Origin of the sequence: Actinokineospora auranticolor (genome assembly GCF_041897805.1) — a bacterium.
GTDB classification, from domain to species: Bacteria; Actinomycetota; Actinomycetes; order Mycobacteriales; family Pseudonocardiaceae; genus Actinokineospora; species Actinokineospora auranticolor.
This window is the reverse complement of record NZ_CP154825.1, coordinates 8,401,597-8,415,770: the sequence shown is the minus strand read 5'-3', so window position 1 is coordinate 8,415,770 and position 14,174 is coordinate 8,401,597. Positions and strand designations below refer to the sequence as shown.

At 70.4% G+C, this 14,174-nt stretch carries 10 protein-coding genes; 5 read left to right on the top strand and 5 right to left on the bottom strand.

Annotated features, from left to right (window positions below; translation table 11 throughout):
- Window positions 1–33: 33 nt before the first annotated feature.
- Entirely contained in the window at window positions 34–1,044 is a 1,011-nt protein-coding gene (locus V5P93_RS37105) for a hypothetical protein (protein ID WP_146108033.1), read from the bottom strand.
- Window positions 1,045–1,266: 222 nt separating this feature from the next.
- Here V5P93_RS37105 and V5P93_RS37100 point away from each other — a divergent pair, with 222 nt between their 5' ends.
- The gene (locus tag V5P93_RS37100; RefSeq protein ID WP_104479301.1) at window positions 1,267–2,037 is read left to right on the top strand and encodes a deoxyribonuclease IV; all 771 of its coding nucleotides are present in this window, start codon (window positions 1,267–1,269) and stop codon (window positions 2,035–2,037) included.
- A complete protein-coding gene (locus V5P93_RS37095) occupies window positions 2,034–3,512 on the top strand; it encodes a glycosyltransferase family 87 protein (RefSeq protein ID WP_104479300.1) in 1,479 nt (492 codons plus the stop codon). Before V5P93_RS37100 ends, V5P93_RS37095 begins: the two co-directional genes overlap by 4 nt.
- Window positions 3,513–3,537: 25 nt before the next feature.
- Here V5P93_RS37095 and rarD read toward each other — a convergent pair whose 3' ends face one another.
- From rarD to V5P93_RS37075, 4 genes are all read right to left on the bottom strand, one after another.
- Complete coding sequence (gene rarD / locus V5P93_RS37090; RefSeq protein ID WP_245931273.1) at window positions 3,538–4,443, bottom strand: EamA family transporter RarD; 906 nt, start codon at window positions 4,441–4,443, stop codon at window positions 3,538–3,540.
- A 211-nt stretch (window positions 4,444–4,654) separates the two neighbouring features.
- Window positions 4,655–6,361: a glycosyltransferase family 87 protein gene (locus tag V5P93_RS37085; protein ID WP_245931272.1), complete on the bottom strand. Its 1,707-nt coding sequence runs from the start codon at window positions 6,359–6,361 to the stop codon at window positions 4,655–4,657.
- A 106-nt stretch (window positions 6,362–6,467) separates the two neighbouring features.
- Window positions 6,468–9,338 carry a transglycosylase domain-containing protein gene (locus tag V5P93_RS37080; protein ID WP_104479297.1) on the bottom strand — a complete coding sequence of 957 codons (2,871 nt, stop codon included), beginning with the start codon at window positions 9,336–9,338 and terminating at the stop codon, window positions 6,468–6,470.
- Window positions 9,339–9,438: 100 nt separating this feature from the next.
- Entirely contained in the window at window positions 9,439–9,843 is a 405-nt protein-coding gene (locus V5P93_RS37075) for a DUF5318 domain-containing protein (protein ID WP_104479296.1), read from the bottom strand.
- Between the two features lie 256 nt (window positions 9,844–10,099).
- Between V5P93_RS37075 and V5P93_RS37070 the strand changes: the two genes are divergently transcribed.
- The 3 genes from V5P93_RS37070 (at window position 10,100) to V5P93_RS37060 (ending at window position 14,113) form a co-directional block, all read left to right on the top strand.
- The gene (locus tag V5P93_RS37070) at window positions 10,100–10,645 is read left to right on the top strand and encodes a PadR family transcriptional regulator (RefSeq protein ID WP_104479453.1); all 546 of its coding nucleotides are present in this window, start codon (window positions 10,100–10,102) and stop codon (window positions 10,643–10,645) included.
- A gap of 82 nt (window positions 10,646–10,727) precedes the next feature.
- Window positions 10,728–11,819 (top strand): inositol-3-phosphate synthase, encoded by a 1,092-nt coding sequence (locus V5P93_RS37065; RefSeq protein ID WP_104479295.1) that lies wholly within the window; start codon window positions 10,728–10,730, stop codon window positions 11,817–11,819.
- 224 nt (window positions 11,820–12,043) lie between these two features.
- On the top strand, window positions 12,044–14,113 hold the full coding sequence (locus V5P93_RS37060) for a PhoX family phosphatase (protein ID WP_104479294.1): 2,070 nt from the start codon (window positions 12,044–12,046) through the stop codon (window positions 14,111–14,113).
- Window positions 14,114–14,174 lie beyond the last annotated feature (61 nt).

Sequence of the window (14,174 nt, the reverse complement as noted above, 5' to 3'; positions counted from 1 at the left end):
CGGTTACCCGATCGAAGTAAACCTACCGGCGGGTCAAGCGGGTGTCTTGCGCAGCACCCAGGTGCGGACCAGTGCGGCGGTGACGCCGGAGAGGGCGAAGACCGCAAGCAGGACCGGGAGCGCGATCTTGTTGCCGCCGGGCGCGTCCAGCGCCTCCGCGCGGCCCGCGGCTTGCACGCCGTCGGCGTCACCCGCGCCGAGGATGCCGAACTGCGGCGCGTAGCCGGGGATGGTGCCGCCGTAGCGCACGCCCGGGGCGGGGGAGAACAGTCCGGCCGGGGCGAAGGGGATGCCGGTGTAGTCGGTCATCGGCGCGCGCCCGGTGCCGAAGAGCGGTGGCGCGCCCGTGGCGACACCGCCGACCACCTTGCTGTCCGGTCCGGGCAGACCGCCGCCGGGGGCGGTGCCGCCGGGCCGGGTGCCGGGGTTCGTGCCGGGCTGGGTTCCCGGGTTGGTGCCCGGTTTACCGGGGGTGCCCGGGGTGCCGGGGAGGAGGTTGGGCAGTTGCGGCAGCGCTGCCGCGCCGCGCTCGACCGCACCCGCCACGGCTCCCGCGCCGTCCTGCACCGGCGCGACCGCGTCGTTCACCGCTTTGACGGTGATCGCGCAGCCCGCGGTGAGCGTCTGCTGCACGTCGCCGATGATCCCGCCGAGCACGGGGCCGATCAGCGGGACCTTGCCGATGGCGTCGCGGATGCGCGGGACCGCGGCGGCGGCGATGGACCCGCCGGAGATCATCGAGTCGCCCGCCAGGACGGTGCCGATCGGGATGTTCCCCATGGCCGACAGCGCGTTGCGCACCCCGCCCGCGATCCCCTGTCCGACCAGCGGCACGGCGTTGACCACGCGTAGCACCGGGTCCAGCACCGCGGTGGGGCTCAGCGCGATCGGGGTGCCCGGGGCGCCTTGGACGGTGGTGGCGCAACTGCCGACCACGATCGGTGGCGCGGCGGCGGCCGTCCCGGTCCCGGCGAGAAGTCCCGTGGTGGTCCCGGCGATCACCACGGTGAGACCTACGGCCACGGCCCGGCCACGCCTTCGCATGAAGATCCTCCGTGTACTCGCGAGTAGCTTCACTCGGAGAAACGACTGTAACCCGAGACAGTGACGCCCGCTGGGGTGCTTTCCCTGAAAGTGGTTCGCAATAGCCCGGATGGAGCAGGGTTCGGCACCCGGTGCGCACGCGGCCGACCTCCCCCAAGATCCACTTGGTTCCCGACCGGACCAGGGCTTCCCCTGGTGCGCGGGCCGACTACCCTCACCGCCATGAGCATCGGCGCCCACGTCCGCGATGACGACCCGCTGGCCGCCGCGCACGAGCGCGGTGCGCGGGTCGTGCAGTTCTTCCTCGCCGACCCGCAGGACTGGAAGGCGCCCAAGGCGCACCCGCGCACCGACGAACTGCTCGCCACCGACCTCACCCTCTTCGTGCACTCCCCCTACGTGGTCAACCTGGCCTCGACCAACAACCGGATCCGGATCCCCTCCCGCAAGCTGGTCACCCAGCACGCCGAGGCCGCGGCCAAGGTCGGCGCCCAGGGGCTCGTGGTGCACGGCGGACACGTCAACAAGGGCGAAGACGTCCAGGTCGGCATCGACAACTGGCGCAAGTTCTTCGAGCGCCAGCACGCCGAGGGCGGCTTCGGCGTGCCGATCCTGATCGAGAACACCGCGGGCGGCGACAACGCCATGGCCCGCCGCTTCGACGTGCTGGCCCGCCTCTGGGACGCGGTCGCCGAGTTCGGCGCGGGCTTCTGCCTGGACACCTGCCACGCCTTCGCCGCCGGTGAGGACCTGGTCGGCATCGTCGACCGGGTCAAGGCGATCACCGGCCGGATCGACCTGGTGCACCTCAACAGCTCGCGCGACGAGTTCGGCTCCGCGCGCGACCGGCACGACAACATAGCCACCGGCACGATCGACGCCGACCAACTGGTCGCGGTGGTCGCGGCGGCGGGCGCCCCGGTGGTCGTGGAGACCCCGGCGGAGGGCCAGGCGGCGGACATCGAGTACCTGCGCACCGCGCTCGGCCGGTGACCACGGTGCCCGCAGGCGCCTCCGGCCGGGTGGACGGGCAGGTCGAGGGAGCGAACGCCGTGGACGACGCCGACCGCGCCCCCGTCCCGACCGGGCACCGCGCCAGGGCGGTGCGGCTCGGCCGCGGCGCGCTCGCGCTCGTGGTGCTGCTCTGCGGGCTCACCCTGGTGCTCGGCTTCGCCAACAAGGACCGCTGCACCGGCCCGGAGTTCGACACCTGGGGCCGCAGCCAGCCGGACTTCGACGAGCGCAAGTACGCCGAGGTCTGCTACTCCGACATCCAGTACCTGTGGATCGGCCGCGACATCGACCGGCACGTCTTCCCGTACGTGCACGGCGGCATCACCGCCGACGGCGGCCTGACCGGCGGCACGGTCGAGTACCCGGTGCTCACCGGCCTGCTGATCTGGCTCGGCGCGCTCTTCGCCACCAACGACGCGGGCTTCCTGCTCGCCTCGGCGCTCATCATGGCCCCGTTCGGTCTGGTCACCGGCTGGATGCTGGGCAAGCTGTCGCGGTGGCGGGCGCTGATCTGGTCGTTGTCACCGGCGCTGGTCATGTACGCCTTCCACAACTGGGAGCTCCCGGTCGTGGCGTGCGCGGTCGCCGCCGTCTACTTCCTGCACCGCGGCTGGGGCGCCCGGGGCGCCGACCGGCCGCTGCTGCACCGGGCGCTGGTCGCCGCGGTGCTGCTGGGGTTGGGCTTCGCGTTCAAGCTCTACCCGGCGATCTTCGTGCTGCCGCTGATGCTCTACGTGCTCACCGGCGGCGAGCGCGGCCGGGAACTGCCGGTGGGCAAGGTCCGCGACTGGGCGGGCATGGTCAAGGTCGGGTCGGCGGCGCTGGCCACCGCGGTCGCGGTCAACGTCCCGTTCGCCATCGCGGGTTTCGACGGCTGGCTGGCCTCCTTCGTCTTCCAGGGCCAGCGCAAGGCGGACATCACCGCGAACTCGATCTGGTTCTGGGGCCTGCGGCCGGACTCGGACCCGAGCAACGAGTCGATGCACCAGGTCATCGGCCTGCTCTCACCGCTGCTGGTCTTCGCGTCCTTCGCCGTGGCCTGCGTGGTCGGCTGGATCCGCTACCGCCGCGAGGGCACCTACCCGTGGATCGCGGTGTCGGCGGCGATGCTGTGCGGGTTCCTGCTGCTGCACAAGGTCCACTCGCCGCAGTACACGCTGTGGCTGGTGCCGATGTTCGTGCTGCTGAACCTGCGCTGGGGCTGGATCACCGCCTACCTGGTGGCCGACCTGGCCATGGGGATCGGCATCTTCCTGTGGTTCGCGCAGATCGCCGCCCGCGAGCCGTCTGGCATCTACGAGGGCTTCGCCGCGCAGGCGGTGATGATCGGCGTGTGGGGCCGGGCGGCCCTGCTGGTCGGCATGTTCATCGCGTTCCTCGGCTCCCGGCCGACCCTGTCCGACTTCGCCCACCGCCCGCCCCCGCTGCCCCGCCCGGCACCGTCCCCGGCTTGATGGGCAAGGGGATCCACCAGCGCGCCTAGACGAGTTCGGGCTCGACCCGCGCCACCCGGCGCCGCGCGGTGCCCCGGGCCACCAGCGACTCGACCGTGATCACGACCAGCGCCACCCAGACCAGGCCGAAGCCGACCCAGCGGGCCGTGGTCATGTGCTCGTGGAAGACCAGCAGCCCGATCGCGAACTGGATGATCGGCACGAAGTACTGGAGCAGGCCCAGCGTGGTCAGCGGCACCCGGGTCGCGGCGGCGCCGAACATCAGCAGCGGGATCGCGGTGATCACCCCGGTGCCGACGAGCAGCAGCGCGTTGCCCCACCCGGCGTGGCCGAAGGTGCCGGTGCCCTGGGCGTGGGTGAACACCAGGTACCCGAGGGCCAGCGGGGCCAGGATCGCGGTTTCCAGCGCCAGCCCCTCGGTCGACCCGACCGCCGCCTTCTTCTTCATCAGGCCGTAGGTGCCGAAGGAGAACGCCAGGGTGAGGGCGAGCCAGGGCAGGCGCCCGTAGTCGAAGGTCAGCTCGACGACGGCGGCCAGCGCGATGAGCAGGCCGATCCACTGCGCGCGCCGCAGCCGCTCCCCCACGAAGAGCACGCCCCAGAGGATCGTGACGAGCGGGTTGATGAAGTACCCGAGCGCGGTCTCGACCACCTGGTTGGTGACCACGCCGTAGATGTACATCCCCCAGTTCATCCCGATGGTCAGCGCGCCGACCGCGATGAACCCGAGCTGCCGCCGCCCCACCGCGCGCAGCTGCCGCCAGCGCCGGGTCGCGAACACCAGCGCGACGACGACGGCCAGCGACCAGAAGATGCGGTGCGCGAGGATCTCGACCGGACCCGCGGGGGCCAGCAGCGGCCAGTACAGCGGGAAGAACCCCCAGATCGCGTAGGCCAGGAACCCGAGCCAGAACCCCTGCCGCTGCGCCACCAGTTCCTCCGATCATCCCATCACTGCCGCCAGTGTTTCACCGGGATGGACGGTGCGAACAGCGGATTTCACGCCGTGAAAACGGCTCGGGTTCATCTTCGGTCACCGCGCGCCCCGGCGTCGAGAGCGCGACCGCCACCACTGCGCCACATAAACGAACGGGAGCGGCTCCGTCACGCGGAGCCACTCCCGTTCGAAGACCTCGTTCCCGCTACGTCCCGACCGGCGCCGGGACCGGCTCACCCGGCACGTCGTCGTGATCGGAAACCGTGCCCGAGCGCGGTTTGCGCCCGCCGATGACGAACTTGTCCGGGGCGTCCTCGAACACGCCACCGCCCGGGTCCTCGTCGACCCTGCGGCGCGCCCGGTCCAGCGCCGGGTGGTAGATCTCGTAGATGACCAGCACGCACAACCCGATGACCGCGAGGTCGCGGAGCACGACCATGCCGAGGAACCACTCCTCCGGCAGGCCCTTGTTGTTCTCGCCGAGGTAGTACATCATCCGCGGCGCCCAGACCAGGGCGTCGATGGTCATCCAGGCCAGCAGCAGCTTCCAGCGCGGCAGCGCCAGCACCGCCAGCGGCACCAGCCACAGCGAGTACTGCGGGCTCCACACCTTGTTGGTCAGCAGGAACGCCGAGACCACCAGGAACGACAGCTGCGCCAGCCGCGGCCGGTTCACCGCCTGGAGTCCGATGTAGGCGATGCCCGCGCACAGCACCACGAACAACGCGGCGCTGACCAGGTTCAGCCACTGCGGGGACTCGCCCCACGGCAGCGGCCCGTCGAAGCCCTCCCAGCCGGTGAACTTCATGACCACGTTGTAGAGCGAGTCCGGGTCCGCGCCGCGCTCCGAGTTGAGCCGGAAGAACTCCGCCCAGCCTTCGGGGTAGAGCAGGATCAGCCACAGGTTGCACGCCAGCCAGGTGACGACGGCACCCGCGGTCGCCTGCCACCAGGCCTTCATCCGGCCCGTGCGCAGGCAGAGGATCAACAGCGGCCCCAGCAGGAACAGCGGGTAGAGCTTCGTGGCTATGCCCAACCCCAGCAGCACACCCGCGAGCACCGGTTTCTTCCGCGACCACGCCAGCAGCGCACCGGCCGCGCAGGCCGTGGCCAGGGTGTCGAAGTTGGTGAAGGCGTGCACCAGCACCAGCGGTGACAGCGCGATGAACGCCGCGTCCCACGGTCGATGTCGGGCCGTGCGGCCGGTGCACCACACGGTGACCAGCCAGGCCAGGGCGAGCCAGAACGCGGAGATGGAGAAGTAGATGACCACCGGCAGCGCGGTCGGCAGCCAGCCCTCCTCGGACTTGGTCACCCACCCCGCGGTGATCTTCGCGTTGACCCACTGGAACATGCCGGTCACCACCGGGTACTCCATGTACCGGGTGTGCGCGGTCGGCTTCCCCTCGTCGTCCACCCAGGACGTCTCGTACGGGAAGGTCTCCGGCTTGTCCAGCCGCTCCGCGGTGTAGAGCGGGACGATGTCCGAGTAGCACATCGCCACGTACGGCCTGCTGGAGCGCCAGTCCAGGGCGAGCTTGTCCCCGGTGTCGTACTGCTGCACGCAGGCCGACTTGCCGAACCAGCTCACCACCAGCGCCAGCAGCGCCAGCAGCAGCCCGACGCGCAGCGGCGTCCAGAACCAGTGCCTGCCCACCACGGCGTGCTCGCCGAGCGGACCGCCCAGCGGTCGCGTGGCGTTGCGGGCGAGCGACTCCGACCACGACGGGCGGACGCGCTCGTCCGGGTCGAGGGAGTCGGTGTCGCTGACCCCGGACGGTGAAGCGCTCTCGCGCGTCCCCGGCCCGGTGTCGCCGGGCGCCTCGGGTGCGCGCGCGGCCCCCGCTGGGGACTCGACCTCGTCGGGTCGTGGGGTCACGACCTCATCGGGCTGACCTGGATCGCCTGGCACGCGGCGATGCTACGGCCTGCGATGTGCGAATGGGGTAGGCCCGAGGGCAAATACCCGAGAGGGTCGGGAACCACGGGGTTCCCGACCCTCTCGGTGGCTTGATCAGCTAGTTGTTCCCCGGTAGGGGTATCTCCGTTTCGGTCGGTCCACCCGGTTTGGTGGGACGCGTACGACTCGTCGTGGTCGTGGTCGTCGTCTCCTCACCTCCGGTCGGGGTGGTGGTCGTCGGGGCCGCCGTGGTCGGCTGCTCGGTGGTGGTCACCGGCGGCTGCGAGTTCGCCGTCGACGACGGCTTGGCCGACGTCGAGATCGAACTCCGGTCGGGTTCGCCGATCGCCACGAACCTGCCGAAGTTCTCCTTCGGCGAGTTGCCCAGGTAGTTGTTCATGAACTTCTGCCAGATCTGCCCCGGCACGCCCGCGCCGTAGATCGGCTTGTCCTTGTCGTTGCGCACGGGTGCGCCGTCGAGCGCGCTCAGCGAGACCGCGGTGGAGACCTGCGGGGTGTACCCGACCATCCACGCCTTGGCGTTGTCGTTGGACTTCTTGCCCGGGTTCTTCGGGTCGGTCCACTGGTGCGTACCGGTCTTGCCCGCGCACAGCCGCTCCTTGGCGCACGGGATGCCCGACGACTGCGGGATCGGCAGCAGCGCCTCGGTGACGTTGCGGGCGATCTTCTGGTTCTGCTCGGCGTCGTCCGGGTCGAACGCCTGGACCTCGGCGTACTTCGCCTCGCCGCTCGCCTCCCAGGCGGTGCCGCCGTTCGGGTACTCGATCTTGGCGATCATGTGCGGCGGTCTGCGCATGCCGCCCGAGGCGAAGGTGGCGTACGCGCTGGCCATCTCCAGCGTGCTGACCCGGGTGTTGCCACCGCCGATGGCGATGTTGAAGCTCGTCTCCTCGATCTTCTCCGAGGTGATGCCCGCTTCCCGGGCGGCCTTGGCCACGTTCGCCGGACCGACGTCCTCGACGACCATCTTGGTGAAGACGCTGTTCAGCGACTGCTTCATCGCCTCCGCCACCGTGCACTCCTCGCACTTGGGGGTGGAGGCGTTGGTGATGGTGCGGTCGATGCCCGGAACCTTGTAGGGCGAGCTGTCGTAGAGCTTGCCCAGGCCCTGGTTCTTGTGCAGCAGCCCGACCAGGTCGAACGGCTTGAACGACGACCCCGGTTCCTGCTCGGTCCCCGCCCAGTCCAGGCCGTTGGGATCGGCGCCGCCGTAGTAGGCCAGCACGCCGCCGGTCTTCGGGTCGACCGCGACCATTCCGGGCATCAGGTTCTTCGGCTGGTTCTTCATCACGTCGTTGACCGCGTCCTCGGCGAGCTGCTGCGCGCGCGGGTCGATCGTCGTGGTGATCTTGTAGCCGTTCTTCTTGACCTTGTCCATGGAGTAGCCGAGGCTCGCCAGCTCGTCCTCGATGAGGAACGGGATGCGGGCCCGCGGGCCGGTCAGCGAGACCGCCTTGTTCTGCTCCATCGGCACCAGCTCCGGGAAGGCGGCTTCCCGCAGCTCGGCCTCGGTCATCCAGCCGTTCTGCACCATCTGCTTGGTCACGAAGTCCCAGCGCGAGTGCTGGTAGGTCGTGTCCTTGTACCGCGACGGGCTCTGGATCATGCCGCCGAGCAGCGCGGCCTGCGACTTGGTGAGCTGGTTGAGGTCGGTGACGCCGTAGTACATCTTCGCCGCCGACGCGATGCCCCACGCCCCGCGACCGAAGTAGATCGTGTTGAGGTAGGCGGTGATGATCTCGTCCTTGGAGTAGGTCTCGTTCATCTTGTACGCCTTGACGACCTCGACCCACTTCCGGGTCAGCGTCGGGTCGTCGTCACCGCTCGCGGTCTTGATGTACTGCTGGGTGATGGTCGAGCCACCGCCCTTGCCGCCGGTCGCGTTGTTCCAGACCGCGCGCATGATGCCGGTGATGTCGAAGCCCGCGTTGGTCTCGAAGGTGGAGTCTTCGGCGGCGTACACCGCGTGCAGGACCGTCTTCGGGATCTCGCCCGGCTTGAGCATCACCCGGTTCGCCTCGGGCTTGGCGATCTTGGCCATCTCGTCGCCGTTGGCGTAGAGCAGCGTGACGACCTTGTCCTGGTCGCGGGCCACGTCGTTCGGGTTGTCGACGTCGACGAGCTGGTAGGTGATGAAGAAGGCCACGATCGGGCCGACGATCATCAGACCCGCCGCGACGTAGAGCGTGCGGCGGACGCGGCGCCAGATCTTCTTGCGGCGCCGCTTGCGCAGCTCTTCCTCGCTGGGCTGGGCGGTGTCCACGTCCGGTTTCTCGTCGTCGTAGTCGTCGAGGTCTGGCTCGGGCTCGCGATGGGTGAGCAGCTGCGGCTCGGAGGGCCGGGTCTGCCCGTGCCCCTTGGGGATGAAGACGGTCTGCGCCGCGCCGGGGTCCGGCTTGGCGGGCGGGATCGCCACGGTCCGGTCGGCCGCGCCGGGCGGGGTGATGGCCATGGTCGCGTCGGTGGGCCGCGGGCCGCCGGGCCCGTTCGGGCCACCCGGCCTGCCGGGGGCGCCCATCACCGAGGTCGGCGCGCTCGGGCCACCGGGGCCACCGGGCCCGTTCGGCCCGCGACCACCAGGGCCACCCGGGCCGGGTGCCGGTGCGCCGGGCCGCGGCGGGGCGCCGTTCGGCTTGCCGGGGCCACCCTGGGGCGGACCCGCGGGGCGGTTCGGCCCGCCGGGGCCGCGGCCGTTGGCCGGTCCCGCCTGGGGGCCGCGCGGGCCGGGGCCGGGCTGGCGGGGCGCGTCGCCGCGCGCCGGGCCGGGGCCGGGCGCGTCACCGTCGCCGTCGTCCTCCCACAGCGGGCTCCAGAACCCGGTGCTCTCCTCCTTCGGCTGGTCGGCCTTGCCGCCCGCCGCCGGGTCCTTGGGCTTGCCGTCCGAGCCGGACGCGCGCCCGGTGTCCGGGTCGTCGCCCGAGGGCCACTCCGGCTCGGGGCGTCGCCGATGGTCACTGTGGTCGTTCACGAAAGAGCCTCCCAGGCCGACGCGCCGGTCCAGGGCGCCGTTCCGTGGTCACGCGCGGCAGGGTGGTGCGACCGCGAGGGGACCGTGGTCACCTTGCACGTCACTCGGCTGCCGTTCTCCTGCGGGTTTTGGGCGTGCGAACGCCCCCGGTCCCCAGGACGTATGACTGCACCAGGTGGTTCCACGAACATGTCCGGCAGACCTCGACGGTGTAGACGGTGAACTCCTCGAACACCGTCGCCATCTTGGCCAGCTCCTCCTCGGCGCGGGCCGAGCCGGAGGCGTGCTTGAGCTCGTCGCCGTAGACCCAGCTGACCTGGGTGAGGTGCTCCTTGCGGCACACCGGGCAGGTGACGTCCGTCGGCTTGCCGTGGAACTTCGCGGCGCGCAGCAGGTAGGGGTTGGCGTCGCACACCTCGCTGGTGCCGACCCGACCCGAGTAGACCTCGGCGAGCAGCGACCGGCGCTGCAACGCGTAGTCGACCACCTGCCGCTGCGTTCGCACGCCGACAGCCTACGCGGCGGCGTTACCACGGGGGCGAGCCGATTCCGGCCGCCGACATGCCTGATCGATCCCATTCGTGACCTGCGTGCCCGCTGACCGGGGCGGATCCGGTCCTGGGCGGGCGTCGGCGCCGGTCGGCCGGTTCACGTGGTGATTGACACACGATCTCGGCTTGGCCACCCTTGCGATGTATCGGCACGATATAAGCGTCCAGTAGGTCAGCTCACAGCGTGCCCGAAGTTGAGGGGGTGTGCCCGTGCTCGAGTTCGCGATCCTCGGGCTGCTCCACGAGGCCCCGATGCACGGCTACGAGCTGCGCAAGCGCCTGCACGACCTGCTCGGGACCCTGCGGACGTTCTCCTACGGCTCGCTCTACCCCACGCTGCGGCGGCTGCTGCGGTCCGGGTGGATCGTCGAGGAGACCCCGGACGCGGAGACCCGGTCGTGGGGCAAGCGCGGCAAGCGGGTGTACAAGCTCACCGCGGAGGGCAAGGAGCACTTCGCCACCCTGCTCGCCGACGCCGGTCCGCAGACCTGGGACGACGAGGGTTTCGGCGTCCACCTGGCCTTCTTCTCCCGCACCCCCGCCGAGGTCAGGATGCGCATCCTGGAAGGGCGGCGGCGCCGGGTCGAGGAGCGCCGGGAGGGCCTGCGCTCGGCGATGACCCGCGCCGGTGAGCAGATCGACCGCTACACCCGGGAGCTGCACCGCCTGGGCCTGGAGACCAGCGAGCGCGAGGTGCGCTGGCTCAACGAGCTGATCGCCCACGAGCAGAGCGAGCAGCCCGACCCCACCGATTGACGGCCAAAGACCGCCAGCACGCAGGCGACGCGCCTGTACCCCGTCCCGGAACGGGGATGGAGAAACGAGAAGGAGAACCGGCATGGGCGAGAACCGCCACTCTGTTCGGGTGGCCATCGTCGGCGTCGGCAACTGCGCGGCGTCGCTGGTGCAAGGCGTGCACTACTACCGCGACGCCGACCCGACCACGCGGGTGCCGGGGCTGATGCACGTCCAGTTCGGCGACTACCACGTGCGCGACATCGAGTTCGTGGCCGCGTTCGACGTCGACGCGAAGAAGGTCGGTCGCGACCTGTCCGAGGCGATCGTGGCCAGCGAGAACAACACGATCAAGATCTGCGACGTGCCGCCGCTGGGCGTCACCGTCGGCCGTGGCCACACCTACGACGGTCTCGGCGAGTTCTACCGCGAGATCATCAGCGAGTCCGACGAGGAGCCGGTCGACGTCGTCGCGGCGCTGCGCGAGGCCGAGGTCGACGTGCTGGTCTCGTACCTGCCGGTCGGCTCGGAGGAGGCGGACCGCTTCTACGCGCAGTGCGCGATCGACGCGGGCGTGGCGTTCGTCAACGCGCTGCCCGTGTTCATCGCCTCCGACCCGGAGTGGGCGGCGAAGTTCACCGAGGCAGGCGTGCCGATCGTCGGCGACGACATCAAGTCGCAGGTCGGCGCCACCATCACGCACCGGGTCATGGCGAAGCTGTTCGAGGACCGCGGCGTCGAGTTGCAGCGCACGTACCAGCTCAACTTCGGCGGCAACATGGACTTCATGAACATGCTGGAGCGCAAGCGGCTCCAGTCCAAGAAGATCTCCAAGACGCAGTCGGTCACCTCGCAGATCCCGCACGAGATGGCCAAGGCGGACGTGCACATCGGCCCGTCGGACCACGTGCCGTGGCTCGACGACCGCAAGTGGGCCTACGTGCGGCTCGAGGGCCGCTCGTTCGGCGACACCCCGCTCAACCTGGAGTACAAGCTCGAGGTCTGGGACTCGCCCAACTCCGCGGGCGTGATCATCGACGCGGTGCGCGCGGCGAAGATCGCCCTGGACCGGGGCATCGGCGGGCCGATCCTGTCGGCGTCGAGCTACTTCATGAAGTCCCCGCCGGAGCAGTACTCCGACGACGACGCGTACGAGGCCGTCGAGGCGTTCATCCGCGGCGACGTGGAGCGCTAGTCGGGCAGTGGTTTTCGGGTAATACGCCGTTCGGTGGCCGCCATCCGGGTTGGGATGGCGGCCACCGGCATGTCCGGCCGTCACGGCGCGGTCGCGCAGCGCGAGGACCTGGGCGTACCCGGAGGAGTTCAGTCGTTGTTAACCCTGTTGTCCGCTTTCACTGGTTTCGGGCTCCTACGGTCACGCCGTTCCCACTGACCACGCTGTCCGATACCGGAGGCTCCGTGTCCACCACCGACGGCCGGATCTCGCTGCCGCTGTTGCCGCCGAACCACCCGCTCGGCAGGTCCGCCGTGACCTGCCAGTACCGCTGCTCGAACGCGTGCGCGCACGAGGCGCCCAACACCTCGGACAACGCCTACTTCGGTGACGTCGTCCGCTCGATCGTGAGCAGGCGCGGCATGCTCAAGGCGGGCGCGGTGCTCGCCGTCGCCGGTGCCGGTGTCGCGGGCACCGCGGGTACCGCGGCCGCGCACCCGGACCACGGCGGCCACGGCGGCCACGGTCGCCCGAAGGGGCCGAAGGGCTTGGACTTCGACGCCGTCGCGCCCAACCGCGAGGACCGGATCGTCACCCCGGCCGGCTACAACAACGCCGTCGTGATCCGCTGGGGCGACGCGGTGCTGCCGGGTGCCCCCGCGTTCGACTTCGACAAGCAGACCGCCGCGGCGCAGGCCAAGCAGTTCGGCTACAACAACGACTTCTGCGGCCTGGTCCCGCTGGACCACGACTCGTACCTCATGGGCTCGAACCACGAGTACACGACCGAGTCGTTCATGTTCAAGGGCTACAGCGCGGCCAACCCCACCGAGGAGCAGGTCAAGATCGGCTGGGCCGGGCACGGCTTCTCCGTGGTCCGCGTCGACCGCGAGCGCCGCACCGGCAAGCTGGTCCCCCGGATCGACCGCAAGTACAACCGCCGGATCACCGTCACCACGCCGTTCCAGGTGGTCGGCCCGGCCGCGGGCAGCCAGTTCCTGCGCACCAACGCCGACCCGACCGGCCGCAAGGTCTTCGGCACGTTCGGCAACTGCGCCGGTGGCGTGACCCCGTGGGGCACCATCCTCTCCGGCGAGGAGAACTTCAACGGCTACTTCGGCGGCGGCGAGAAGGTCACCGACCCGGTGGCCGTGCCGCGCATCGCCCGCTACGGCACGCCGAAGGGCGAGAGCGTCCGCAAGTGGGAGCGGTTCGACCCGCGCTTCGACCTGTCCAAGGACCCGAACGAGTTCAACCGGCACGGCTGGGTCGTGGAGATCGACCCGCTGGAGCCGAACGCGGCGCCGGTGAAGCACACCGCGCTGGGCCGGTTCAAGCACGAGGGCGCCACCATCCAGGTCGCCCGCGACGGCCGCGTCGTCTGCTACATGGGTGACGACGAGCGCTTCGACTACGTCTACAAGTTCGTCTCCAAGGAGCGCTACCGCCGGGGCAACAGCCCCTCGGCCCGCGCGCACAACAAGAAGCTGCTGACCGAGGGCACCCTCTACGTCGCCCAGTTCACCGGCGACAGCCCGGTCGCGGAGATCGACGGCACCGGCAAGCTCCCGGCCGACGGCCAGTTCGACGGCTCCGGCAAGTGGGTCAAGCTGGTCTCCGGCGACCAGTCCTTCGTCGAGGGCTTCACCGCCGAGGAGGTGTACGTCTTCACCCGCCTCGCCGCGGACAAGGTGGGCGCCACCAAGATGGACCGCCCCGAGGACGTGCAGCCGAACCCGGTCAACGGCCGGATCTACGCCGCGCTGACCAACAACACCGACCGCGGCAAGGCGGGCAAGGAAGGCGCGACGGAGATCAACCCGCGCGTCGGCAACAAGCACGGCCACATCCTGGAGTGGGAGGAGAACCGCGGCGACCACACCGCGACCACCTTCGCCTGGCGGCTGCTGCTGGTCTGCGGTGACCCGACCTCGCCGGACACCTACTTCGGCGGGTACGACAAGACCCAGGTCAGCCCGATCTCGTGCCCGGACAACGTGGCGTTCGACCGCTACGGCAACCTGTGGATCGCCACCGACGGCAACGCGCTCGGGTCCAACGACGGCCTGTTCGCCGTGCCGGTCGACGGCCGCTACCGCGGTTACCTCAAGCAGTTCCTCACCGTGCCGGTCGGCGCCGAGACCTGCGGCCCGGTCGTCGAGGACGACTTCATCCTGGTGTCGGTGCAGCACCCGGGCGAGCTCGACGGCGCGAGCGCGGACAACCCGCTGGCGCACTGGCCCGACGGCGGCACCGCCCAGCCGCGGCCGTCGGTCGCGGTGATCTGGAAGTCCGGCTGCCGCATCGGCGAGTGAGCGGCTGACCGACGGGTAGGGCCCGCGCACCCACCGGGTGCGCGGGCCCTACTGTTCGGGC